Source organism: Pseudomonas sp. NBRC 111124 (genome assembly GCF_001320245.1).
Taxonomy (GTDB): domain Bacteria; phylum Pseudomonadota; class Gammaproteobacteria; order Pseudomonadales; family Pseudomonadaceae; genus Aquipseudomonas.
On record NZ_BCBA01000039.1, the window covers coordinates 135,839 to 161,401 of the forward strand.

Annotated in this window: 19 protein-coding genes; 15 read left to right on the top strand and 4 right to left on the bottom strand. The window is 63.5% G+C overall.

What is annotated here, in order from left to right; translation table 11 throughout:
- The first annotated feature begins 102 nt into the window (after nt 1-102).
- Together metH and APH28_RS16345 are read left to right on the top strand one after the other, a co-directional pair.
- Complete coding sequence (metH, locus tag APH28_RS16340; protein ID WP_060511045.1) at nt 103-3,810, top strand: methionine synthase; 3,708 nt, start codon at nt 103-105, stop codon at nt 3,808-3,810.
- A 76-nt stretch (nt 3,811-3,886) separates the two neighbouring features.
- Nucleotides 3,887-4,105, top strand: a complete 219-nt coding sequence (locus APH28_RS16345; protein ID WP_060511047.1) for a DUF2970 domain-containing protein — start codon at nt 3,887-3,889, stop codon at nt 4,103-4,105.
- Between the two features lie 279 nt (nt 4,106-4,384).
- On the opposite strand, the gene APH28_RS16350 is transcribed toward APH28_RS16345, so the two are convergent.
- On the bottom strand, nt 4,385-5,461 hold the full coding sequence (locus APH28_RS16350) for an ABC transporter substrate-binding protein (RefSeq protein ID WP_060511048.1): 1,077 nt from the start codon (nt 5,459-5,461) through the stop codon (nt 4,385-4,387).
- Between the two features lie 214 nt (nt 5,462-5,675).
- Between APH28_RS16350 and APH28_RS16355 the strand changes: the two genes are divergently transcribed.
- The 7 genes from APH28_RS16355 (at nt 5,676) to APH28_RS16385 (ending at nt 12,949) form a co-directional block, all read left to right on the top strand.
- Nucleotides 5,676-7,328, top strand: a complete 1,653-nt coding sequence (locus APH28_RS16355) for a nitrite/sulfite reductase (RefSeq protein ID WP_060511050.1) — start codon at nt 5,676-5,678, stop codon at nt 7,326-7,328.
- On the top strand, nt 7,312-7,806 hold the full coding sequence (locus APH28_RS16360; protein ID WP_060511052.1) for a DUF934 domain-containing protein: 495 nt from the start codon (nt 7,312-7,314) through the stop codon (nt 7,804-7,806). The genes APH28_RS16355 and APH28_RS16360 overlap by 17 nt, the downstream gene beginning before the upstream one ends.
- A 191-nt stretch (nt 7,807-7,997) precedes the next feature.
- On the top strand, nt 7,998-9,500 hold the full coding sequence (locus APH28_RS16365) for a hypothetical protein (RefSeq protein WP_256249688.1): 1,503 nt from the start codon (nt 7,998-8,000) through the stop codon (nt 9,498-9,500).
- A gap of 186 nt (nt 9,501-9,686) precedes the next feature.
- Entirely contained in the window at nt 9,687-10,490 is an 804-nt protein-coding gene (gene dkgB / locus APH28_RS16370; RefSeq protein WP_060511054.1) for a 2,5-didehydrogluconate reductase DkgB, read from the top strand.
- A 4-nt stretch (nt 10,491-10,494) separates the two neighbouring features.
- The gene (locus tag APH28_RS16375) at nt 10,495-11,442 is read left to right on the top strand and encodes a TIGR03571 family LLM class oxidoreductase (protein WP_060511056.1); all 948 of its coding nucleotides are present in this window, start codon (nt 10,495-10,497) and stop codon (nt 11,440-11,442) included.
- The gene (locus APH28_RS16380; RefSeq protein WP_060511058.1) at nt 11,439-11,783 is read left to right on the top strand and encodes a hypothetical protein; all 345 of its coding nucleotides are present in this window, start codon (nt 11,439-11,441) and stop codon (nt 11,781-11,783) included. Before APH28_RS16375 ends, APH28_RS16380 begins: the two co-directional genes overlap by 4 nt.
- Entirely contained in the window at nt 11,780-12,949 is a 1,170-nt protein-coding gene (locus APH28_RS16385) for an MFS transporter (RefSeq protein ID WP_060511060.1), read from the top strand. Before APH28_RS16380 ends, APH28_RS16385 begins: the two co-directional genes overlap by 4 nt.
- Before the next feature lie 41 nt (nt 12,950-12,990).
- Here the strand turns inward: APH28_RS16385 and APH28_RS16390 are convergent, their stop codons facing one another.
- Nucleotides 12,991-13,464, bottom strand: a complete 474-nt coding sequence (locus APH28_RS16390; RefSeq protein WP_060511062.1) for a hypothetical protein — start codon at nt 13,462-13,464, stop codon at nt 12,991-12,993.
- A gap of 80 nt (nt 13,465-13,544) precedes the next feature.
- Here APH28_RS16390 and APH28_RS16395 point away from each other — a divergent pair, with 80 nt between their 5' ends.
- The 4 genes from APH28_RS16395 to APH28_RS16410 all read left to right on the top strand — a co-directional run bounded on the left by APH28_RS16395 (nt 13,545) and on the right by APH28_RS16410 (nt 17,818).
- Entirely contained in the window at nt 13,545-14,996 is a 1,452-nt protein-coding gene (locus tag APH28_RS16395; RefSeq protein ID WP_060511095.1) for a carboxylesterase, read from the top strand.
- A gap of 124 nt (nt 14,997-15,120) precedes the next feature.
- A complete protein-coding gene (locus tag APH28_RS16400) occupies nt 15,121-15,585 on the top strand; it encodes a nuclear transport factor 2 family protein (RefSeq protein ID WP_060511064.1) in 465 nt (154 codons plus the stop codon).
- A 190-nt stretch (nt 15,586-15,775) separates the two neighbouring features.
- Nucleotides 15,776-17,011, top strand: coding sequence for an MFS transporter (locus tag APH28_RS16405; RefSeq protein WP_060511066.1), 1,236 nt, complete (start codon nt 15,776-15,778; stop codon nt 17,009-17,011).
- A 33-nt stretch (nt 17,012-17,044) separates the two neighbouring features.
- Nucleotides 17,045-17,818, top strand: coding sequence for a helix-turn-helix domain-containing protein (locus APH28_RS16410; RefSeq protein WP_060511068.1), 774 nt, complete (start codon nt 17,045-17,047; stop codon nt 17,816-17,818).
- Nucleotides 17,819-17,906: 88 nt separating this feature from the next.
- On the opposite strand, the gene APH28_RS16415 is transcribed toward APH28_RS16410, so the two are convergent.
- The gene (locus tag APH28_RS16415; protein ID WP_060511070.1) at nt 17,907-22,166 is read right to left on the bottom strand and encodes an NEL-type E3 ubiquitin ligase domain-containing protein; all 4,260 of its coding nucleotides are present in this window, start codon (nt 22,164-22,166) and stop codon (nt 17,907-17,909) included.
- A gap of 449 nt (nt 22,167-22,615) precedes the next feature.
- On the opposite strand from APH28_RS16415, the gene APH28_RS16420 reads away from it, so the two are divergent.
- Nucleotides 22,616-22,801, top strand: a complete 186-nt coding sequence (locus tag APH28_RS16420) for a hypothetical protein (RefSeq protein WP_060511072.1) — start codon at nt 22,616-22,618, stop codon at nt 22,799-22,801.
- Nucleotides 22,802-22,896: 95 nt separating this feature from the next.
- Here APH28_RS16420 and APH28_RS16425 read toward each other — a convergent pair whose 3' ends face one another.
- Nucleotides 22,897-24,051 (bottom strand): MFS transporter, encoded by a 1,155-nt coding sequence (locus tag APH28_RS16425; RefSeq protein WP_060511074.1) that lies wholly within the window; start codon nt 24,049-24,051, stop codon nt 22,897-22,899.
- Nucleotides 24,052-24,335: 284 nt separating this feature from the next.
- Here APH28_RS16425 and APH28_RS16430 point away from each other — a divergent pair, with 284 nt between their 5' ends.
- Nucleotides 24,336-25,553, top strand: coding sequence for an amidohydrolase family protein (locus APH28_RS16430; RefSeq protein WP_060511075.1), 1,218 nt, complete (start codon nt 24,336-24,338; stop codon nt 25,551-25,553).
- The last annotated feature ends 10 nt before the right edge of the window (nt 25,554-25,563 follow it).

The following is a 25,563-nucleotide window of genomic DNA, read 5'->3' on the forward strand; positions in this document are numbered from 1 at the left end:
ACAACATGAACAGAATTCATGTAAATGGGCAGTGCGCCTAAAAACCGCGCAGGTTTGTTATGATTCGGCACCTTCTGTTATTTGCCCGACCAGGTAGTTCCTATGTCCGACCGCAGCGCTCGTCTCCAAGCACTCCAGAACGCACTCAAAGAGCGCATCCTGATCCTCGACGGCGGCATGGGTACTATGATCCAAAGCTATCGCCTCGAGGAACACGACTATCGTGGCACGCGCTTCGCCGATTGGCCAAGCGATGTGAAAGGCAACAACGACCTGCTGCTGCTCAGCCGCCCGGACGTGATCGCCGCGATCGAGAAAGCCTACCTGGATGCCGGCGCTGATATCCTCGAAACCAACACCTTCAATGCCACGCAGATTTCCCAGGCCGACTACGGCATGGAATCGCTGGTGTACGAGCTGAACGTCGAGGGTGCGCGCATCGCCCGCCAGGTGGCCGATGCCAAGACCCTGGAAACCCCGGACAAACCGCGCTTCGTCGCTGGCGTGCTCGGCCCGACCAGCCGTACCTGCTCGATCTCCCCCGACGTCAACGACCCCGGCTACCGCAACGTCACCTTCGACGAACTGGTAGTGAACTACATCGAGGCCACCCGTGGCCTGATCGAGGGCGGCGCCGACCTGATCCTGATCGAGACCATTTTTGACACCCTCAACGCCAAGGCGGCAATCTTTGCCGTGCAGCAGGTGTTCGAGGACGATAACGTCGAACTGCCGATCATGATCTCCGGCACCATCACCGACGCATCCGGCCGCACCCTGTCGGGTCAGACCACCGAAGCATTCTGGAACTCGGTGCGCCACGCCAAGCCGATCTCCGTGGGCCTGAACTGCGCCCTCGGCGCCAAGGACCTGCGCCCATACCTGGAAGAACTGGCGACCAAGGCCGACACCCACGTGTCTGCCCACCCCAACGCCGGCCTGCCGAACGCCTTCGGTGAGTACGACGAAACCCCGGCCGAGATGGCCGCGGTGGTCGAGGAATTCGCCGCCAGCGGCTTCCTCAACATCATCGGCGGTTGCTGCGGCACCACCCCGGGCCATATCCAGGCCATCGCCGAGGCCGTGGCCAAGTACAAGCCACGCGAGATCCCGGAAATCGCCAAGGCCTGCCGCCTGTCGGGCCTGGAACCGTTCACCATCGACCGCCAGTCGCTGTTCGTCAACGTCGGCGAGCGCACCAACATCACCGGCTCCGCCAAGTTCGCCCGGTTGATCCGTGAAGAGAACTACACCGAAGCCCTGGAAGTCGCCCTGCAGCAGGTCGAGGCCGGCGCCCAGGTGATCGACATCAACATGGACGAAGGGATGCTCGACTCCCAGGCCGCCATGGTCCGTTTTCTCAACCTGATTGCCGGTGAGCCGGACATCTCCCGCGTGCCGATCATGATCGACTCCTCCAAGTGGGAAGTGATCGAAGCGGGCCTGAAGTGCATCCAGGGCAAGGGCATCGTCAACTCGATCTCCATGAAAGAAGGCGTCGAGCAATTCAAGCACCACGCCCGCCTGTGCAAGCGCTATGGCGCCGCCGTGGTGGTGATGGCCTTCGACGAGGTCGGCCAGGCAGACACCGCCGCGCGCAAGAAGGAAATCTGCCAACGCAGCTACGACATCCTGGTCAACGAAGTGGGTTTCCCGCCAGAAGACATCATCTTCGACCCGAACATCTTCGCCGTCGCCACCGGCATCGAAGAGCACAACAACTATGCCGTCGATTTCATCGAGGCCTGTGCCTACATCCGTGATCACCTACCCCACGCGCTGAGCTCGGGCGGTGTGTCCAACGTGTCGTTCTCGTTCCGCGGCAACAACCCGGTGCGTGAGGCGATCCACTCGGTATTCCTCTACCACGCGATCCAGAACGGCCTGACCATGGGTATCGTCAACGCCGGCCAGCTGGAGATCTACGACGAGATCCCGGCCGTGCTGCGCGAGACGGTCGAGGACGTGGTGCTCAACCGCACCCCGCACGGCACCGATGCTCTGCTGGCGATTGCCGACGACTTCAAGGGCGGCGGCGCAGCCAAGGAAGTGGAAAACGAAGAGTGGCGTTCGCTGCCCGTTGAAAAACGCCTGGAGCACGCGCTGGTCAAAGGCATCACCGCCTTCATCGTCGAAGACACCGAACTGTGCCGCCAGCAGTGCGCGCGCCCGATCGAAGTCATCGAAGGCCCACTGATGAACGGCATGAACGTGGTCGGCGACCTGTTTGGCGCCGGCAAGATGTTCCTGCCGCAGGTGGTCAAATCGGCCCGGGTGATGAAGCAGGCCGTGGCTCACCTGATCCCGTTCATCGAAGCCGAAAAAGGCGACAAACCCGAAGCCAAGGGCAAGATCCTGATGGCAACGGTCAAGGGCGACGTGCACGACATCGGCAAGAACATCGTCGGCGTGGTACTGGGCTGTAACGGCTACGACATCGTCGACCTCGGCGTGATGGTGCCGGCCGAGAAGATCCTGCAGACCGCCCGCGAACAGAAGTGCGACATCATCGGCCTGTCCGGCCTGATCACCCCGTCGCTGGACGAGATGGTTCATGTCGCCCGCGAAATGCAGCGCCAGGGCTTCCACCTGCCGCTGATGATCGGTGGCGCCACCACGTCCAAGGCACACACCGCGGTCAAGATCGAACCCAAGTACAGCAACGACGCTGTGGTCTACGTCACCGACGCCTCGCGTGCGGTGGGGGTGGCCACCCAGCTGCTGTCCAAGGAACTCAAGCCAGGCTTCGTCGAGAAGACCCGCCAGGACTACGTGGAAGTGCGCGAGCGCACCGCCAACCGCAGCGCCCGTACCGAGCGTCTGAGCTACACCCAGGCCATCGCCGCCAAGCCGCAGTACGACTGGGCCGGCTATCAGCCAGCGGTACCTTCTTTCACCGGCGTCAAGGTGCTGGAAAACATCGACCTGCGCACCCTGGCCGAGTACATCGACTGGACGCCGTTCTTCATTTCCTGGGACCTGGCCGGCAAGTTCCCGCGCATCCTCACCGACGAAGTGGTCGGCGAAGCGGCCACCGCGCTGTACAAGGATGCCCGCGAGATGCTCGACAAGCTGATTGACGAGAAGCTGATCAGCGCCCGTGCGGTGTTCGGCTTCTGGCCGGCCAACCAGGTTGCCGATGACGACATCGAAGTCTACGGCGATGACGGCAAGGCCCTGGCCACCCTGCACCACCTGCGTCAGCAGACCATCAAGCCCGATGGCAAGCCGAACCTGTCCCTGGCCGACTTCGTCGCGCCGAAGGGCAGCGGCGTGACCGACTACGTCGGCGGCTTCATCACCACCGCCGGCATCGGTGCCGAGGAAGTGGCCAAGGCGTACCAGGACAAGGGCGACGACTACAGCTCGATCATGGTCAAGGCGCTGGCCGACCGCCTGGCCGAGGCCTGTGCCGAGTGGCTGCACGAGCAGGTGCGTAAAGAGCACTGGGGCTACGCCCGCGATGAACACCTGGACAACGAGGCGCTGATCAAGGAGCAGTACAGCGGCATCCGCCCTGCCCCGGGCTACCCGGCCTGCCCGGATCATACCGAAAAGGAAACCCTGTTCCGCCTGCTCGATGGCACGGCCATTGGCGAGACCGGGCCGAGCGGCGTGTTCCTTACCGAGCACTTCGCGATGTTCCCGGCGGCGGCAGTCAGCGGGTGGTACTTTGCTCACCCGCAGGCGCAGTACTTTGCCGTGGGCAAGGTCGACAAGGACCAGATCGAGCGTTACAGCGCGCGCAAAGGTCAGGATATCAGCGTGAGCGAGCGCTGGTTGGCGCCAAACCTCGGGTACGACAACTAAGAGCGCTGGGGCTGCGCAGCAGCCCCAAAGGCCACCTACACTGTCCCTGATTGCCTCTGATTCTTCAGGAGCCACCATGGACGATTCCAGCCAGGGCAAGCCCCCGACTTTCTGGCAGATGCTGCACAGCGTCCTCGCCGCTGCCTTCGGCGTGCAGAGCGGCAAGAACCGCGCTCGCGACTTCACCCACGGCAAGGCCAGCCACTTCATCGTGCTGGGCCTACTGTTCACCCTGGTGTTCATCGCCGTGCTGATTGGCCTGGTTCAACTGGCGCTGCACCTCACGGCCCGCTGAACGCTCTGCGAAAAAACGAAAACGCCTGCGCGATTCCCTCCCGCAGGCGTTCTGGTTGCATCACGGTCTTGAGTTTCAAGTCACTGGTGGCTGACCCAATACACGGCAGTGACCACCACCAGAACGATCAGGCACAGGATCGCCCAGGCATCGACACTGCTATCAGCTTTGCGGACCTTGGTAGAGTTTCCCATTGCATTGCCTCTTGTAGTGGTTATGGGAATGCACTTCACCACCAGCAGTTAAGACGAGCAATGCCCTTCTCTCAAGCAAGGTCTTTCAATAGTCGACGGGTGACGTCAGAAACGGGTACTGATAGCTCGGCGGCTGCCCTTCAGCGCTGTAATGCAGGAAATCAACACCGTAGTCGTCCCGTTCCAGCAGTTTCAGCCATCGCCGCGCCCTGCCCTGGTCGATCGACTGCAGCACCGGCAGCACGTGCTCACGCTTGCCGTCGCGATTCACCTCCAGGCCCTGCGCATCGTCGTGCAGCAGCACCATGGCCCAGCCGCCCAACGTGGTATGCCCACCCATCAGCACGCCCAGGCGCCCATCGATGCGGGCGCGCAAGGCTTCGGCCGAGCTGTTGACGGCGCCGAACACCACGTCGCGCCCTGGCTTGCGCCCGGCCTCCTCGAAAGCGCGCATGGCGCCAAGGGCCATCTGGTCGTTGGCTGCCCACACCAGCCGGGTATTCGGGTAGCGCTGCAGCAACTGCTGCGCCTGCTCGTAGGCGCGCTCCCGGTTCCAGCCGCCATACACCACCTGGCGCAGGCGCACCTGGGGGAAGTCGGCCAACGCCTGGCGCATGCCCTCTTCGCGCAGTTGCGACGCTGGGGTGGTCTTGACCCCGGCAAAGGCCACCAGGTCGATCGGCTCATTGTCACGGGGCAGCAAGGCGACCATCTCGTGCAGCATGCGAAAGCCGGCCTGCTGGTCGTTTGCGGTCAGGGTACCGAGCACTTGACCGTATCTGTCAGGCTGGGCCTGGATGCTCTTGGCCTGGCTGGCGGTCAGGCCGTTATTGACCAGGAACAGCTTGACCCCGGTGCCCCGGGACAGACGGATGATCTCTGGCGCCACATACTGTTCGTTGACCAACACCAGGTAGTCCGGCCGCTGCGGGCCGTTGAGAATCGCCCGGGCCTGGCTCATCGCCAGGGCGGCATCGCGCTCGCTGTATTCCACGCGCAGGTTCATGCCCAGCTCATCGGCGGCGGCCTGCATGAAACGCGAGTAGTGGGTCCAGAACGTCTCGTTCGACTGGCCAGGGTTGAGAAAGACCACCGTAGCGGCCTGAGCGGAGGCTGCCAGCGGCAGGCCCAGGCACAAGCTTTGGCAAAGCGCCTTGAGCATGCGGATACACCCTTTGAAACAAACCATCGAGTATAAACCCGTCGCACGCAGGGGTAACAAATGCCAGTCAGTCTCACTTAGTTCGTTTGGTTCTTTTCATATGCTAAAACATCACTTTAGCGCATAAACCCAACCTGCTATCGTTCCCCGGCTCCGAACCGGAGTGCGCGGCCGTGCGCGCGAATAGCTGCATGCAGCCTGAGACAGGACTTTTATGTACGTATACGACGAGTACGATCAGCGGATCATCGAGGACCGCGTCAAGCAGTTCCGTGATCAGACCCGCCGCTACCTGGCCGGTGAGCTGAGCGAAGAAGAATTCCGCCCTCTGCGCCTGCAGAACGGCCTCTATATCCAACGTTTCGCGCCGATGCTGCGTGTCGCCGTGCCGTACGGCCAGCTGAACGCCAAGCAGGTTCGCACCCTGGCCAAGATCGCCCGCGACTACGACAAGGGCTACGCCCACATCTCCACCCGCCAGAACGTGCAATTCAACTGGCCAGCGCTGGAAGATATCCCGGACATCCTCGCCGAGCTGGCCACCGTGCAGATGCACGCGATCCAGACCAGCGGCAACTGCCTGCGCAACACCACCACCGACCAGTTCGCCGGTGTTGCCGCGGATGAAGTCGTCGACCCGCGCCCATGGTGTGAAATCGTCCGCCAGTGGACCACCTTCCACCCGGAATTCGCCTACCTGCCGCGCAAGTTCAAGATTGCCATCAACGGCTCGAAGGAAGACCGCGCCGCCATCGAAGTGCACGACATCGGCCTGGAGCCGGTGCGCAACGCCGCCGGCGAGCTGGGCTTCCGCGTGCTGGTCGGTGGTGGTCTGGGCCGTACCCCGGTGGTCGGCTCGTTCATCAACGAGTTCCTGCCGTGGCAGGACCTGATCAGCTACCTGGACGCCATCCTGCGCGTGTACAACCGTTACGGTCGCCGTGACAACAAGTACAAGGCGCGGATCAAGATCCTGGTCAAGGCGCTGACCCCGGAAGTGTTCGCCGAGAAGGTCGAAGCCGAAATGGCCCACCTGCGTGGCGGCAGCACCACCCTGACCGAGGAAGAAGTGCAACGCGTTTCGCGCCACTTCGTCGACCCGGAATATCTGGCCCTCGACCACGTCGACTACAGCGCCCAGGATGCCGAATTCCCAGGCTTCGCCCGCTGGCGCTCGCGCAACACCCGCGCCCACAAGCGCCCTGGCTACGTCTCGGTGACCCTGTCGCTCAAGCCGACCGGCGTTGCCCCGGGCGACCTGACCGACAAGCAGCTGGACGCCGTGGCCGACCTCGCCGAGCGCTACAGCTTCGGCTTCCTGCGGACTTCCCACGAGCAGAACATCATCCTCGCCGACGTCGAGCAGCGTCAGCTGCACGCGTTGTGGATGGAACTGCGCGAAGGCGGCTTCGCCACGCCGAACATCGGCCTGCTGACCGACATCATCTGCTGCCCGGGTGGTGACTACTGCTCGCTGGCCAACGCCAAATCGATCCCGATTGCCGAGTCCATCCAGCGCCGTTTCGACGATCTGGATTACCTGTTCGACATCGGCGAGATCGACTTGAACATTTCTGGCTGCATGAACGCCTGCGGCCACCACCACGTCGGCCACATCGGCATCCTCGGGGTGGACAAGAAGGGTGAGGAGTTCTACCAGGTATCGCTGGGTGGCAATGCCGCGCGCGACGCGAGCCTGGGCAAGATCCTCGGCCCGTCCTTCGCCCAGGACGCCATGGCTGACGTGATCGAGAAGCTGATCGCCGTGTACGTCGAACAACGTACCGAGGAAGAGCGTTTCATCGACACCTACCAGCGTATCGGCATCGACCCCTTCAAGGAACGCGTCTATGCAGCGAATCATTAAGAACAACCAGATCGTCGACGAAACCTGGCACCTGCTGCCCAAGGACTTCTCGTTCGACGAGCTGACCAACTGCGACGATTACATCGTCCCGCTGCAGATGTGGCGCGACCATGCCCACGTGCTCAAGGCCCGCGACGGCGGCCTGGGTGTGTGGCTGGACAGCGATCAGGAAGCGGAAGAAATCGGCGACGACGTGCAGCACTTCCAGGTTATCGCCCTGAACTTCCCCGCCTTCACCGACGGGCGCAGCTATTCCAACGCGCGCCTGCTGCGTGACCGCTACGGCTACAAGGGCGAGCTGCGCGCCATCGGCGACGTTCTGCGCGACCAATTGTTCTTCATGGCCCGTTGCGGCTTCGACGCGTTCGCCGTTCGTGCCGACAAGGACCCGGAAGACGCGCTGCAGGGCCTGAAGGACTTCTCGGTGACCTACCAGGGCGCCACTGACGAGCCGCTGCCGCTGTTCCGCCGCCGCTGATCGTCACATGCAATGCCCGACGGCCCGCCTTTTGGCGGGCCGTTTCGTTTGTGCGCGCGACGTACTCAGGTTTCCTGATGGCAAGCCGATAGCATGGATACCCACAGAATCCGCATGGAGCGCCGATGATGAACCCGATTGCTGCCGTCCGCCCCCTCCCCGTCCAGATCCCGCTTGCAGCGACTGCCCAGATGACCGCAACCAGCCAGGCTGCCGGCACGTTGACCCGTGCCAGTACACAGGTGGTCCTCGGCCAGCCATCGATCAGCATGGGCAGCGACGTCTACTCTGCCAAAGGCACCCTGGAGAGCGCATCCGGCCGCTACGTCTGGGAAACGCCAGGTGTCGACAAGCTCAGCCAGTACATGGCCAGTGCCGTGCAATCGGGCTCGACCAGCGCGCGCTTCCAGGGCCTGGGCGCGGCGCTGCTGGCGCAACTGGCCGCCAATGGCGGAGGGACAATTGCCCAATCCGGCCTGCTGGTGAACGACGCGTCTGTGCCAGACGAACTGATACTGGGCCTGCAGCAGTCGCGCCTGCGCGAATTCGCCAGCAACAGCATTACCTTCAACCTCACCACAGCCTCCGGCGCCACCGTGTCCTTGGGGCTGTACAGCAGCGAGCACGGCCTGGCCGTGGATGCCCAGGTGCAAGGCGGCACACTTAACGCCAAGGAACTGGATGGCCTGGCCGCGCTGGCCAGCAGCTTCCAGTCGGCCATCAATGGCCTGACCCAGGAACCACCGAGCCTCCAGCTGGGCGCCCTGGTCAAGCTCGACCCGAGCCTGTTCACCGGCCTGCAACTCGACGCGAAGCTGGAAACCAGCAGCGGCGAACAGCAAACCTTCGCACTGCGCCTGGACGACCAGACCCGCAGCCTGAAACTGCAGGGCCCCAGTGGTGAAGTGAAGATGGACTTCGACACCCAGGGCGGCACTTTGCTGGGCAGCCAGGCCATGCGCCAGGCTGCAGTGGCCAACTACCTGACGCAATTTGACGCCGCGCAAGCGCGCGGCCATGGCGACGAACAGCTGATGGGCCTGTTCAAGGATGCCTTCAGCCAGCTCAACCGTGTCGATGACAACAGCCTGGCCGGCTCGGCAACGCCCCTGAACAAGAACAGCCGCCTGCTGCTCAGCGGCTTGGCCGACTTCAACGCATCGATCAGCCAGCCCACGCAGCGGCTCAACCCGGCGAAGCCAGAAGAGTCGGACAGCTTCAACTACCAGGTTTCACAGTCAACCAGCATCAAGGGCGGCGCCAAGCTCAGCGTGGAGCAGCAACAACAGGCTAACCTCAAGGCCGCCTGGCATGTAGGGCTCAACCCACTGGTGGCCCTGCAGCTGACCCGCGACAGCGAATCGCAGAACTACCGCTATCACGAAGTCAACGACCAGTCGAACAGCACTACCCGCCTGGGCTTCAACAATGGCGTGCTGACCGACGCGAGTGTGTCGCAGCTGGCCATCCAGAAAGAGCGGGTTCGCACCTACCAGCAAGGCATCGAGCTCTCGGACGTCACCAACAGTGCCTTCAGCCACAAGGACCGTGACCTGCTGAGCGTCCTCGACGCACTGCTGCGGCAGGACCGTGAAGCACAGCGCATCGGCGCGCAGTCGACGCTCGAGCAACAGGTACTGGAGCTGAGTCATCTATGGTTGCTGCAATCCAACCCGACGCTGATCACGGGCTGATGGCATCGCCTTGCCGGATTTGCATGAGCCAGCACCCTATTCATGACTTCAAGTCAAATGACCTTGGCCGTACCCTGCCTTAATCAAACGCGTTGAAACCCGCACACTGCTCCCCATTCGAAGAGCGACCGAAGCTGAGCGACTACGCTCACTTCGGTTCACCTTTCACTCACCAGGAGCAAATTCATGAGCATTCCATCCTTCGGTCTCGGCACGTTCCGCCTCACCGGCCAAGCCGTCATCGATTCGGTCAAGTCGGCACTGGAACTGGGTTACCGAGTCATCGACACCGCACAGATCTACCAGAACGAAGCCGACGTCGGCCAGGCCATCGCCGAGAGCGGCGTGCCGCGCAGCGAGCTGTTCATCACCACCAAGATCTGGGTTGAAAATTACGCCGCCGACAAGCTGGTCCCCAGCCTGCGCGACAGCCTGAAAAAATTGCGCACCGACTACGTCGACCTGCTGCTGATCCACTGGCCGGCCCCGGGAAACGGCGTCGAACTGGCCGAGTACATGGAAGCCCTGGCCGAAGCCAAGAAGCTGGGCCTGACCCGCCAGATCGGTGTGTCCAACTTCAACATCGAACTGACCCGCCAGGCCATCGCCGTGGTCGGCAAAGGCGAGATCGCCACCAACCAGATCGAGCTCAGCCCGTACCTGCAGAACAGCAAGCTGACCGCGTTCCTCAAGGAACAGGGCATCACCGTCACCTCGTACATGACCCTGGCCTACGGCAAGGTCCTGAAAGATCCGGTGCTGACCGAGATCGCCAACAAGCACAAAGCTACCGTCGCACAGGTTGCCCTGGCCTGGGCCCTGCAGCTGGGTTATGCGGTGATCCCGTCTTCGACCAAGCGCGAGAACCTGGCCAGCAACCTGCTCGCCCGCGACCTGCGCCTGGACGACGAGGACATGGCGCGTATCGCCGAGCTTGAGCGCAATGGCCGCGAAGTCAGCCCTGAAGGCCTGGCGCCGATCTGGGACTGATGCCATGACCACGCCCCTCGAACGCCTGACCGCTGGCGGCTTCAGCATCGGCCTGGAAGCGCCGCTGGACCACGACTGGACGCCTGCTGGCGACCAGGCCCGGCGCCGCGATGGCCGCCAGTTCGGCGAGCCGGACCTGCGCCAGCACGCCGAATTGGCCACCCTGGCCGACCGCTTGGGCTACCGCGCCCTGTGGGTCCGTGACGTGCCGCTGTACGACCCGGCGTTCGGCGATGCCGCCCAGGTGTTCGAGGTGTTCAGCTACCTCGGCTACCTGGCCGGGGTCACCCGCGACATCCTGCTCGGCACCGCTGCGGTGGTGCTGCCGATCCGCGAGCCGCTGCTGACCTTGAAATCGGCCGCGAGTATCCAGCGCCTGTCGGGCAACCGCTTGCTGCTGGGCGTGGCCAGCGGCGACCGGCCAGTGGAATACCCACTGTTCGGCCGCGACTTCGAAGGGCGTGGCAACCACTTCCGCCAACAGGTGGCGCTGCTGCGTGACGGCGCCCACGGCCACCTGCCCGAGGGCATGGCCGTGCTGCCATCTACCCAGGCGCCACTGCCGTTGCTGGTGGCGGGCCTGGCGCAACAGAGCCCGGCGTGGATCGGCGCCAACATGGACGGTTGCCTGGCCTACCCCGGCACGCCCGACGACCACCAGCGCCGGGTCGCAGCCTGGCGAGCGGTGGCGGGCAACAAACCGTACAGCAGCTTCATCCACCTGGACCTGGCGGAAAACGCCGATGAACCGCTGCAGCGCTGGCGCTTCGGTTTCCGCGGCGGGCGCAAGGCGCTGGCCAGCGAGCTCGCCGCCCTGCGCACTGCCGGCGTCGACCACGTCGGCCTGCACCTGCGGCGCAATGTGCGGCCGCTGGACGAAACCTTGCATGAAATCGCCGAATACGTACTGCCGCAATTCCACGAAACACAACTGACACAGGCCACCCGATGAGCACTGCCTCCCCCTTGCCGGCCTTCGCTGGCCGCAGCTTCCAAGTCGAATACCCCGGCCTGGCCGCGCACAACCGCTACTCCGACGACGGCCGTCACGTGCATTACGCTATCGTTTCTGGCCCTTATGCTGGCGCCAATGGCGCAGCCGAATGCCAATGGCGACAGATCGCCAAAGGGGTCTACGTCATCTCCTGGCAGGAAGCCGATGGCGCCACCGTGGTGCATGTCGATGACTTCAGCAACGGTCGCTCGCAGTCGTTCTTCACTGCCAGCGACCTGAGCTTCCATCGCATGGAAGGCCCGCTGACCGAGCTCGACACGCAGGAGCCTGCCCAATGAAAGCCGGACGCGTGCTGTTCGCCCTGGCCATCGGTGCCTTTGGCATCGGTACTACCGAATTCACGCCGATGGGCCTGCTGCCGGTGATCGCCCAGGGCGTCGACGTCAGCATCCCTAGCGCGGGCATGCTGATTACCGCCTATGCCATCGGTGTGATGGTCGGTGCGCCGATCATGACCTTGCTGTTCAGCCGCTTCGGCAAGCGCGCGGCGCTGATGGCACTGATGGCGATCTTTACCCTGGGCAACCTGCTCTCGGCGCTGTCACCGGACTACTACACGCTGCTCGCCTCGCGCCTGGTCACCAGCCTCAACCATGGCGCCTTCTTCGGCCTTGGCGCGGTGGTGGCCGCCAGCGTCGTCCCCAGAGAGAAACAGGCCAGCGCCGTGGCGACCATGTTCATGGGCCTGACCATCGCCAACATCGGCGGTGTGCCGGCGGCCACCTGGGTTGGCCAGCAAGTCGGCTGGCGCATGGCGTTCGCCGGCACGGCGGTGCTCGGCCTGCTGGCCATGGCCGCCTTGTGGTACGCCCTGCCCAAGGGTGAACGCGGCAGCGTGCCGCATGTGCGCAAGGAACTGGCGGTGATCGCCCGCCCCAGCGTGCTGCTGGCGATGGCCACCACGGTACTGGGGGCTGGCGCCATGTTCACGCTGTACACCTATGTGGCGCCAGTGCTGGCGGAACTGACCGGTGCCTCGGACAGTTTCGTCACCCTTGGCCTGGTGCTGATCGGCGTTGGTTTCACCTTGGGCAACAGCCTGGGTGGCCGCCTGGCCGACTGGTCGCTGGATGGCGCGGCGCGGATCTTCCTCGGCGTGCTGGCAGTGATCATGTTGCTGATGCCGCTGGTGCTGGGCAGCCATGTCGGCGCCGCCATCGCCTTGCTGGTGTGGGGCATGTTCACCTTCGCCGTAGTGCCGCCACTGCAGATGCGGGTGATGACCGCCGCCATCGAGGCGCCTGGGCTGGCATCTTCGATCAACGTCGGTGCGTTCAACCTGGGTAATGCCGTGGGCGCGGCCCTGGGCGGCGCAGTGATCAGCCTGAACCTCGGTTACGCCGCAGTGCCGATGGCCGGTGGCGTGCTGGCGGCTGCCGGGTTGTTGTTGGTATGGCTCGGTGGGCGCAGCCAGGCTGCGGATAAAAACGTGGGCGCCGCCTGACCTTATGGAGAGCGCCGAACCTCTGGGAGCGGCGCTACCTGTCAGAACCTCAACCCCACGTTGATCATCCCAGCAGCCCCTCCCAGCACCACGAACTCAGCCCCCACCGGCCCCCAGTGCACGCCGAACGACGGAATGATAACCGGCGCAACACCGAAGTGGTTCAACGGGATCTTGTCATCATATTCGCCCTTGTAGCCCTCGATCATGCCGGCGCTGAGCTTGGCGTACACGGGATAACGCTCGTGCTCCCAGACCTTGCCCAGGTAGGCGTAATAGGAGCGCTGGGAGAACGAGTTCTTGAAGGTCGCTGCGCCCCACAGCAGGCCGTCGGTGTAGATGCGCTCGATGCCGACCAGTTCCTGATGGTTGTTGTGCTCCGGGTCGTGGGTCCAGTGCTTGGTATAGGCGCTGGTCTGCACGTACCAATAGTCCCCCTCGCGCTCGCCTTCTTCGGCAATTGCAGCCAGACTCACTGCCAGCAGCCCGATCGCTGCAATTGACGTCCTGTTCATGCTCGATGCCTCGCTGGACAATCCAGTGACACTAGCCGGGCCCGCTCGATCGCGCCATAGGAAAAGTCCAGGGAGCAATGATGCCGATACACCGTTTGCTGGTGGCTGTGGTACTCGTGGTACTGACCCTGCTGGTCACTGCGCTGTTCGCCTTGCGTATCACCGCGATTGCCGATTTCCAGCTGGAGCCGTGGCACATTTATGTACCGGACGAGATGCCAGCCAGCGACATCGACCACGCCAGCTGGGGCGATTACCTCGCGGCCGAGCAACGCGTGTTCAACCAGGTCAACCGGGTAATGCGTGAGCAACTGTCCAGCGAGCAGCCCTCAACCTACAACCGCTTCGTAGCCAGCAGCCGGGTATTCCCGGGCAATCTCAGCCATGACTGGAACCGCTCCTATATCGCCGAACCCCGACAGACTGCCAAGGGCGCGGTGGTGTTGCTGCACGGCCTGACCGACTCGCCGTACAGCCTGCGTCACTTCGCTCGGCACTTTCAGGACCTGGGCTATGTGGTGGTCGCCCCGCGCCTGCCCGGGCATGGCACGGTCCCGGCCGGCCTGACCGCGGCCCACTGGGAAGACTGGATGGCTACCACCCGCCTGGCCGTGCGCGAAGCAACCCGACGCGCCCCCGCAGGTACGCCGCTGTACATTGTCGGCTTTTCCAATGGCGGCGCTCTGGCCGTCAAGTACAGCCTCGACGCGCTGCAAGACCAGCACCTGGCCAGCCCCGCCCATCTGGTGCTCATCTCACCCATGATCGGCGTCAGCCGCTTTGCCCGATTTGCCGGCATTGCCGGCCTGCCAGCGCTGTTCCCGGCATTTGCCAAGGCCGCCTGGTTAAGCGTGCTGCCCGAGTTCAATCCGTTCAAGTACAACTCGTTCCCGGTCAATGCCGCGCGCCAGTCCTACGAGCTGACCGAAGCGGTGCGCCAGCAACTGTTCGCTCAAACCCGCGAACCGCAGCGCCTGGCCACGCTGCCACCGATCCTCACCTACCAGTCGCTGGTCGATGGCACGGTCAGCACCGAAGCCATCCAGACCGAGCTGTACGATCGGCTGCCCGACAATGGCAGCGAATTGGTGATCTTCGACACCAATGGCTCGCTGGGTATCGACGACATGCTCAGGCCTTCGGTAAGCGCCCTGCGCGACAGGATGTTCGCATCCCAAGGCCGCCCCTATGCGCGAACCTTGATTGCGGCCGGAGGCCCGGGTAATGGGCAGCTGAAGTCGATACGCTTTGCAGCCCAGGCAACCACGGCCGACGAGCAGAGGCTGGATGCGGTGTATCCGCCCAGCCTGATCTCGCTGTCCCATGTGGCGCTGCCCTTTCCCATCGATGATCCGCTGTATGGACAGCAGCCTGGTAGGCATGAGAATTACGGGGTGAATCTGGGCAATTTGAACATGCGCGGGGAGCGCGGGGCGTTGATCGTGGACGCGGGGAGTTTTTCGCGGGCCACTTCGAATCCGTTTTTCAAGGTGATGCTGGAGGAGATGGATAAGGCGTTGCGGTTGCATTGAGAGGCTGGCTTAAGGCAGCCACTGTTCCAATCAGCGCAATAATGAAATGCCAAACGCACTGATTCTCGGGAACGCTGGCGAGTACTACCCTACTTCCTGCCACCCACTCCCGAGGAACCACCCGATGTCCCGCCCTCCACTGCCTCCGTTCACCCGCGAAACCGCCATCCAGAAGGTCCGCCTTGCCGAGGACGGCTGGAACAGCCGCGACCCTGCCAAAGTGGCACTGGCCTACACCGTCGATACCGTCTGGCGCAACCGCGTCGAATTCCCCCGTGGCCGCGCCGAGGTCGAGGCGTTTCTGACCCGCAAGTGGAACCACGAACTGGAATACCGCCTGATCAAGGAACTGTGGGCCTTCACCGGCAACCGCATCGCCGTGCGCTATGCCTACGAATACCACGACGACAGCGGCCAGTGGTTCCGTGCCTATGGCAACGAGAACTGGGAGTTCGCCGAAGACGGCCTGATGGAAAACCGTTTTTCCAGCATCAATGAACACCCCATCACCGAAGCAGAGCGCAAGTTTCGCTGGCCGCTGGGCCGGCGCCCGGATGATCACCCAGGCCTGAGCGACTTGGGGCTCTGAGCAGCCCGCATTGCTCAAGTGAATGGCCAGGGCAGGCAGGCCCCCCAGTACCGCTTCGTGATCGATACCGCTAACGGTTGAATGTCCGAATCGCGACACCGAGTGCCTGTTCCGCGTGAGACAGGCATTGCCCGGCTGGATAACCTCCTTCGGGCAATGCCTTGCCATCACACGAAAAAGAGCCTCGCCCATGACGACTCCTGCTGCCACCTTGGCCCCACCCGCCAACGCTGCCGACCAGCCCCAGGGCTTCTTGGTGCGCATCGTCGGCGCCGCCGCCTTTGCCCACCTGCTCAACGACCTGATCCAGGCCGTGCTGCCGTCGATCTACCCGATGCTCAAGAGCGACTTCTCGCTGAGCTTCGCCCAGATCGGCTGGATCGCCCTGATCTACCAAGTGACCGCCTCGTTGCTGCAGCCCTGGGTCGGCCTGTACACCGACAAGCGCCCCATGCCCTACCTGCTGCCCACCGGCATGCTGTTCACCCTGGTCGGCATAGCCTTGCTCGCTTTCGCCAGTAGTTACGAGATGCTGCTGTTCGCCGCAGCCGTGGTGGGCATCGGCTCAGCGACCTTCCACCCGGAAGCCTCTCGGGTGGCGCGCATGGCCTCCGGCGGTCGCTTTGGCACCGCGCAGTCGACCTTTCAGGTTGGCGGCAACACCGGTTCCGCGATCGGCCCGCTGCTGACCGCTGCCATCGTCATCCCCCACGGTCAGCCGGCCATTGCCTGGTTCATGCTGGCTGCTGCCCTGGCCATCATCGTGCTGCTGCGCGTCACCGGCTGGACCGTCCGCCACGGCCAGACCCAGCTCAAGGGCCTGGCCGGGCAGCAGGCACCTGGGCTTTCGAAAGGCGCCATGTGGCGCGCCGTTGGTGTGATCTCGGTGCTGATGTTCGCCAAGTTCGTCTACATCGCATCGTTCACCAACTACTTCACCTTCTACCTGATCGAACACTTCGCCCTGACGGTGCAGCAAAGCCAGCTGTACCTGTTCGTGTTCCTCGCCGCCGTGGCCTTGGGCACCTTTGCCGGCGGGCCGGTGGGTGACCGCATCGGGCGCAAGGCGGTGATCTGGATCTCCTTCCTTGGCGTAGCGCCGTTCGCCCTGGCCCTGCCCTACGCCAACCTGGCCTGGACCGCCGTACTGGCGGTGGCCATCGGCCTGGTGATGTCGTCGGCCTTCGCCGCGCTGGTGGTGTACGCCCAGGAGGCCGTGCCTGGCCGCGTCGGACTGGTCTCGGGGGTGATGTTCGGCCTGATGTTCGGCATCAGCGGCATCGGTGCTGCGGGCCTAGGCGAACTGGCCGACCTGCATGGCATCGAGTGGGTGTACCAGATGATCTCGTTCCTGCCGCTGCTGGGCCTGGCTACCGCGCTGCTGCCGGCAACCCGCTCCAAAGCACGGCCCACTCGCTGCTGCTAAGATGGCGCGCCTGTCGGACTGCACGAGCGCATCATGGTCAAACCCCAGCACGAATTGTTGTTGGAGGTCGATGAGTGGACCTGGGAGGTGGGCAGCCGGGCAACCGACTACCCGCCAGACTGGTACATCGCCCCTCACTCGCACACCAAGCACCAGCTGATCTACGCCATCAAGGGATTGATGTTGGTGGAGTCCAAGGCCGAGCGCTGGACTGTACCACCCAGCCGCGGCATCTGGATGCCCTGCGGCCAGGTGCACGCCATTCGCTGCGTCGGTGACGTGAAGATGCGCAGCGTGTTCGTACGCACCGATGCGACGGCGAATCTACCGCAACAGAGCAAGGCGATCAGCATCTCGCCGCTGCTCAGCGAACTGATCAAGGCCTCGGTCGACTTCGCCGGGCCGTTTGTCGAAGACTCGCGAGCGGCACGCATCATGCGCCTGATCCTCGACGAGATCTGTGTGCTGCCGACCTTGCCGCTGAAGCTGTTGCAGCCCAGCGACAAACGCCTGCAGGCTATCTGCTCGAGCCTGCAGGCACGCCCCCATGACACCTCGACCGTGGCCGACTGGGGCGTGCACCTGGGCATCGATGAGAAGACCATCCAGCGCCTGTTCCGCAAGGAAACCGGTATGACCTTTGGCCAGTGGCGCCAGCAGGCGCGCTTGATGCAGGCGCTAGAGCGCATCGCCCTGGGCGAACGCATTGTCGATGTGGCCGGAACGCTGGGCTACGACAGCCCCAGCGCCTTTGCCAGCATGTTCAAGCGCCAGTTCGGTATCACCCCGAGCCAGTTCTTCAAGTAGACCCAACGGCGCTTCAGCTCGGATGCCGATCATAGGCTTGACGGGTCAACTGCAACACCAGGGCCCGTTCCGCCAACAGCCGCTCATTCTACACAGCGTCAACAGCCTCGCGGTAGTCTTGGTCACTCATCTGATGGCGCTGCTCGTACAAAGCATCCAACCGCTCGTGGAACGGTTCGTTTGTGTTCTCGAACCAGTCGTCATGCAGGGTGCGCAGGTAGTTTTGCCAAAAGTCGCGTTCGGCCAGAGAACGACTGAGGGCATCACGGGTTTGCGCAGCCCAGACCTCGCGCTCGGCACGCTCCAGATCATAGCTCTGGACGCCGCTGGCGCCTGGGTAGTTCATGCGAGTGGGCTGGCCTGGCAATGCCAGGTTGTTGGCCAGGCCCACCCGGTAGGCCAAGTGCACTTCGACATCGTCGACCTCCAGATGAGGATTGCTCGCGCGCATCTGCTGGATATGCTCTGAGGCAATCCGGTCAACCTGGTCCAAGCGGAACAGCTCGCGGCCCAGGCGCAGCAACGGGCGCATGGCATAGACTCCCTCAAGCCCTGCAGTGCGCTGCGCCGCCAACGTCCTGACCTCCAGGGCACTGAGGATCAACAGCATCTGGTCGGCGCAGCTGCGCGGCCCTGCCGCTTGCAGAAACACGGCCTCGCGCACTTCACTGTTCAGTTCGCAGGCCTCGATGATGCTCCAGACCCTGCGGCTCATTTCTGCGGGTTGTCGCGCGAAATCCCGCGAGCGGGAAAGGTCAGCGAAGAAACGGAACAGGTCCTGCGCGCCCTCCTCGGCCTCCAGGCGGTCCCACTGCGCTATTCGTCGCGGGCGGTCCGCCATGGCGAGCTCGTTCAGCCAGCGTTGGCGTTCGTCCTCCAGCACCTGCACATGTTCGCGCAGGGGCAGCGGCTCATCGAGGCCGCTTTCGAGCAACGCACGAATACGCCCGACCGCGCGGTTCGACAACGGGTTGTCATGCAGGTAAACACGCTGCGGGTGATGACGCATCAATTCGAGCACCGCATCCGACACCTCGCCGATCTGGTTTTCGCGCAGGTCGATCAAGGTTAGGGAGGAGGACTCCAGCAAGCCCAGGGGGACTTCGCGCAGGCCGGTGCCACGCAAGTGCACACTGCGCAATTGCGACAGCGCACTGACCTCGGGCGCGCGGCCGATCAGGTTGCCGCTCAGGACAAGCGTTTGCAAACGCCGCAACGCATTGATACGCCTGGCATCGGCGGCTGTCAGCAGCATGTGGTTACGCGCCAGCTGCAGCTCCCTGAGTTCCACCAGATGCTCAATGCCATCGGGCAGTGCGGACAACAGATTGCCCTGCAGGTCGAGCCTCTGCACCTGACTGAAATGCTGCAGAAAGCTGGCCTCGACACTGAGCAGGTCCAAGTGGGTCAGGCTCAAATGGGTAATGTGACTGAAGTCGACCTGCTCGGGCAGGCTCGGCAGCGATCCAATCCGCCAGCCATGGATACGTAACCGGTAACCGCCGCGCGAATCCCGGCCTTGACGTTGCCACGCCTGGCGAATGCGTCGTGCTACCCAGCTGCGGCGCAAGGCCTGTACGCTACCGACCGATCCACGCCGCCAGCTGCGCAGGGCATTCTCCAGCTGGCGAAACTCTTCCTGCAGTTGAAATAAGCGGTTCCAAGGCGTCAGCCCTTCGCGATGTGACGACGCCAGAAATTCCGCGACCTGGCCGTCGCTGAAGCTCGGGAACAGGCGCATCAGGGCGCGGCGCAGCGCGGCCTGGCTACTTTCCCCACGCCCGCTCAGCGGGTAACCCAGGCGGCCGTCCGGCAGGCGCATGGGCGGGTGCAAGCGGCCGCCAGGCGGCGCCATGCCGAGCAGTGCCGGCAGTTGCCCGCGCTGGTCGCAAGCACGCTGAGCCAGCGCTCGCGCCAGTGACCCTGCGTCCTGGCCGGCAGCGCCGAGGGCTTGCCGTTGCGGCTCGTCAAGCTGCAACCACAAGGCCTGCATCAGGCTGTCGTTCGGCACAGCGTTTGTCAGCGCCTTGCCCGAGCCATCCCGAGCCTCATAGCCGAGCTCACCCTTGACGATCACGCGAACCTCGCTGGCGGCCTGAGCGCCCAGTTCCGCCAACGGCGCAACGGCGTCCTGCGCGCGCAGCTCCAGTCGGGTCGATTCTGGCCATTGCAACCATTGCCCAAGCAGCCCCAAAGCCAAACGCTCGGTATCGGTATTGATCGCCGCGGCCTGCCCTAACCCGGCGCAGGCACGGTCCAGTCGGCTTTCACGGATCGACCACCAGGCCTGCTCGGCCAGCTGCAAAGGTACTTGCTGCCGCTCAAGCATCCGCTCGACCAGCAGCTCGTCAGCCTGGTCGACGATCTGCTGCGCACTGCGGACCGTCAGGCCCGGAAAATCACGGCGCAGCAACTGTTGCGCGGGCGTTGGGTGCACTTGCCGTTCGGCGAGGTGTTGTTCGAACGCGTCCCCGCGAAGGCGCGGGTAGCGTTCATGCAATTGATGACGTTGCACGGCATCGAGCAGGCGTGCCGGGGCACTCGCCTCGTTCACGTGCAACAGCCGCAGTTGGTCCGCACTGAAGCCCGTGGCCAGCATCACTTCATGCGCGGTTTGCCCATCGACCTGGGCCAATGTGCTACTCAGGCGCTGCACCAGTGCGCTGCCCTGCCAGGTCTGTGGCAGCTCGAACTCATGCCGCCAGTTCCCGGCCTGCACGCGCCGCAGTACTGGCGAGTAGGCAACGTCACGCTGCGGGTGACGCACCTGCAGTGTTTCATCGGCCGGATCACCCTCCACCTGATAAGCCGCCTGATGAGTCCTAAGGCGCGGCTGGCCGTCAAACGTCGCGTGTTGACCGATGGCCGTTTCGCTTTCCGCCAATGCGTAAGCACCGAGCCTGGGATCAATCAACTTGCGCTGCCCTCCGGCTGTGACCACGGGCGCCAGGCCATCGACGAATGTCGAACGCTGCAACAGCCGCGCACCCAGTGCGCCGGCCCCCACCGTCAGGGCCGTTTGCGTGACGTTGGCCGCCACGCTGAACACGTGTTCCAGGGCGCCCTGGCGATCACCCAGTGCCCAGTCACCATAACCCTCGTACAGATCATCCACACACTGCAAGGCAGCAATGGCCAGGAGGACACCGCCCAAACCGGGCACGTAGAAACTCGCAAGCCCCAGCAGGTCGAGACCTGCACCGAGGTAGAACTGCAAGCGCCCGATACGCTCGGCCTCATCAACGGCCGCAGTCGGCATGCCGAGTACCTGAGCATCGTCGAACAGCACATCCAGCAGTCGTTTGCGCAAATGAAGGTACAATGACTCGTCGATCGCCTGCCGCCGGCCATCCAGTACCACCGCCAACTGCGCTTCTGCCGCTGACAGGGCACGGGCAAGCGCGCTGGAAAATGCCGCACGGTCACGTTCGCCGATAAAGCGCTGAAAGAACGCGGGATAACCCGGCAAACGCATGCGCTTGCCCAACACGTCGAACAGCGCATCCCAGGAAATGTGCCAACTCACTGCTCCCTGCGGGTCGTCGGGAATCCAGCACAGTACACCTGAGCGCACCGGCGGCTCTTGGCCTTTGCCACTCACCTCGAAGACCACCACCCCATTGACGCGCTTACCTAACAGGCGCAGCCCCATGGGCTGCACGCCATCGACGGTTCCCTTGTCAGCCCTGATGGCTGCCAGGCAGCGCAAGAACACCTGCTCGTCGATCTCACCACGCATTGCGGCCAAACGCACGGCGCATTCCAGCGTGTAGCGCTGGCCGCGCTCAAGCAGTTCTGCGATGGCCTCGCCAGCCTCGCCTGGAGGGGTCATGTAGCGCTTGAGGTACGCCTGGTACTGCCCGCCCAGGTCCAGCGTGCGGCAGAGCGCTGCAAACGCTTGGGCTGTGAGCGCCAGTGGCTGCCCCTGCTCATCCAGCAAGCGCGTGCCCTCGGCCAACCCCAGTGGCAAGGTTTCGACATGGCTGAAGTTGTGCAGCGCCGCAGCCAACAAGCTGTTGCGAAAATGGTGGGTACGGACTGCGATGGGTACTTCCGCGCGGGCTACGGGAAAGCGTTGTAACCAGTACAGGTCGAACATGGCCTGGCGGACATTCACCGACCGTTTCAGGCGCTCAGCCAGTGCAGGTGCCAGCAACGCTTCGGCAAAACTGTCCAGCGGTGTGACACCACGAAACAACGCCTGCAACTGGTGCTGGATATCCTGCTGCAATTGCAGGCAGTGACTCAGCTCGTGCAAACGTGAGACGGGCGCCTGGCTCAGCCAGTCTGGCAGGCGGCTGGCGATGAATGCATCGATGGAGTGTTGCGGGATGGGTGCGCTAACCATGTTTGGCCTCTGCCTTGTGCAAAGCGCACATCACAGCGCAGCGGCCAGATCACCCTGCGGTACTTACCGCTTGAGGTCGGATGCCTCACAGGCGAAATCGAGAAACCAAGGCGCTTGGGCGGCAGTCGGCGGCCCGGCGTGAGGGTGACGGGCTGACAATTGCTACATAACGTTGCAGCCCTGGCGATAAGGCCTTGGCTGCGCCGCCCCTTCTCGTCGGATCGGCATTTCACCAAGGCGCTCAATGAATACGGGCCTGTGGCGCTCATTCGATGTACATGAATTGAAACAACGCGTCCGCCAATTTGTAGGACGCTTCCTCACGACCATGTAGGTAAATTCGCGACAACGGCAGTTTCCTGTATGAAACCTCAGTTTCCGTCGGTTTTTAGGGCTGCTACGGTCCATTTTTCCTACAACGGCATGGACGCCATCGGCACGAGAGAAACATGGATCAATACAATAAATCTGGCCTCGCCTTGCAGAAGAACTTGCTCAACTTGCGTCGCGAACGCGATCACCTGAAGGCCCAGGGTGAGCTCGAAGAAGCTGAACGGCTGGGAAAGGAAATCGCGCGAATAGAAGCCGTGGTGGCAGCCCTGCCTGAAGCAGCCAAACCGCCTACGTTGCAGTAGCCATGAAAACGCCCCGTCAACACGGGGCGTTTTGCTGTGACCGTCAGCTCAAGCACAGCGCTTGAGGAGAATGACCATTACCGGCGAGTGATCGATCAGACAGCCGCTTTGCTGCGCAGTACCTTGGCCCCTGCTCCCAGGCAGGTCACGGCAAAGGCGATCACCAGCGCCCCTGTGCCCAACAGGAAGATCAGCTGCTGGTTGGAACCCTCCACCAGCAGGGCGATCAATGCCGGGGTCACCGCCGCCGCGCCCATCAAGGTGATACTGACCAGCGGCGTGAGCTTGCCGGTCGGGTCGTTGGTGGTGATCAGCGCCATGTAGTACGACAGCGACAGCACCCAACCAAAGTTGATCAGCAACAGCGCGACGAACAACTGCATCGGCGTGCGAGTGTGGCCAGTGAGCATGGCAATCGAAATGAACACCGCCACCAGCCCCACCGCGATCATCAGCTGGCGGTTGACCCGTGCTCCCAGCAAGCTTGGTAGCCCCGCCCCCGGCAAGCCACCGATGGCCGACAGGCCGAACGCCCAGCCAATGTCGACACCGTCGATACCTTGATCACGCGCCAGCTGGTCGATGAAGCCCCACACGCAGTAGATGGCGATCTGCATGAACAGCATGCCCAGCAGCGCCGTGCGCCCCGTGCGCGCCGAGCCACCCTGGGCGGGCGAGCCTTCGCCGCTTGCCAGCGCGACTGCCGGGCGACGCGGCAACACCAGGCTGGCGCCGCAGATCAGCAGGTACCACAGGCCGAATGCGCACAACGCGGTCACTGTCCCGCTCTGAGCGGCAAGCAATGGCAGCGCGGCGGAGAACAGCGAGTACTCCGGCGTCTGCAGCAACAGCATCAGCCCGAACGAACGGTCCTGGTTGGGCAAACGGCCCAGCGTCGATACCGCGTAGGCATACACCAGCCCTGCACAGGTGCCAGCCGCCAGACGCACCAGCAGCAACATCGGGTTGCTGCTGGTGAAGGCCGTGGCGACGCTCAGGGCCACGCACAACGCGCCGACGATCAGGCACAAGCTGCGACCACCGTGGCGCCGCATCAGGATCGGGCACAGCAAGGTGCCCAGGGTCATGCCGATCATTTCGACCGACACCACCCAGCCCTGCTGGTCGAGCGACAGGCTCAGTTGCTCGGTGACCAACCCCATGAAAATGGGTTGCACACCACAGACGATGAATGAAGTACAGGCAATGAAAATCAAGGCGGCACGCAGCAGCTTGGAATCATGGGTCATTGGGAAGACTCCGACACGGCATTTGTTTTTATTGTGGGTGTTGACCCGCCCCGAAAGCGCCGTAGCAGGCGGCCGGGCGGGCCACGCTGGCCATCCTGGGCCGAGTGCGGAGGCTTTGAAAGTTAATTATCGGAATCGACATCAGTGGGCTTTTTAATGCAGGCCCGCTGCCCTGCCTGCATCAAGAAATGCACTGTGGTCGATCCTGATAATTAATTTGTGAGGGCGCGGGTTCCTCCCTACCGTATGACGCTACTTAAGCCTCGGAAAAAAAGGCCCCCATCATGAACGACCGTGAGTTCATCAATGCCATCGACGCCGATGGCCAGCCCCTGAACATCGCCGTGCACAACGGCCGCATCAGCCACATCGGCCCGCAACGCGCCAGCGTCGCCGCCGCTGAAACTGTCGACCTCGAAGGCCTGCTGGTGCTGCCTGGCTTCGTTGACGGGCACATCCACCTGGACAAGAGCTTCGTCGGCGACCGCTGGCGACCGCATCAGCCGGTCGCCAGCCTGCGCGAGCGCCTGGCCGTGGAGAAGCGCGAGCTCGCCAGCGCCCCGCCGATCGTCGAGCGCGCCGACGCGCTGATCCGCCAGGCCGCCTCGTTCGGCACCCTGGCCATGCGCTGCCACGTGGACGTCGACGCCACCACCGGCCTGACCAACCTGCGCGCTATCCTCGAAGCTCGCGACACGTGGAAGGACCTGATCGACATCGAACTGGTGGCCTTCCCCCAAGCCGGCGTGGTGACCTGCCCTGGCACTGCCGAGGTGATGGAAGCCGCCGTGCGTGAAGGCGTGCAGGTGGTCGGTGGCATCGACCCGACCACGTTGGACGGCGACGCCGACGCGCAGCTCGATATCGTGTTCGGCATTGCCGAACGCCATGGCGTGAAGGTCGACATCCACCTGCACGAGCCAGGCGACATCTGCATCGCCCAGCTCGAACGCATCGCCGCCCGCAGCCAGGCGCTGGGCATGCAGGGCCTGGTGGCAGTCAGCCACGCCTACGGCCTGGGTGACGTCAGCGACGCGGTGGTCGACCGCACCGCCGAAGTGCTGGCCCATGCCGGCGTATCGATCATGACCAACGCCCCCGGCGAACATGCCTTCCCGCCTGTGCTGCGCCTGCGCGCCGGTGGCGTGCGGGTGTTCACCGGCAACGACAACATCCAGGATGCCTGGTGGCCGTATGGCAACGGCGACATGCTGCAACGGGCGATGCTGGTCAGTTACCGTTCGGGCTTCAATACCGACGAAGAACTGCGAGTAGCGCTGGAGATGGCGACCGTGGCCAGTGCCGGGGTGATGGGCAAGCAGGATTACGGGTTGAAGGTGGGCCATGAGGCCAGCTTCGTGCTGTTCAAGGCGCCGAATGCAGCGGCGGCGGTCGCCGCGGCGATCCATGAGCGGGTGATCGTGCGCCATGGTGCGTTCTGGGGCGGGCCTGCGCAGTTGCAGTTGAAGGCTGCGCAGTTTGCTGCAGAATTGCGTCGTTAGGGAGATCGCC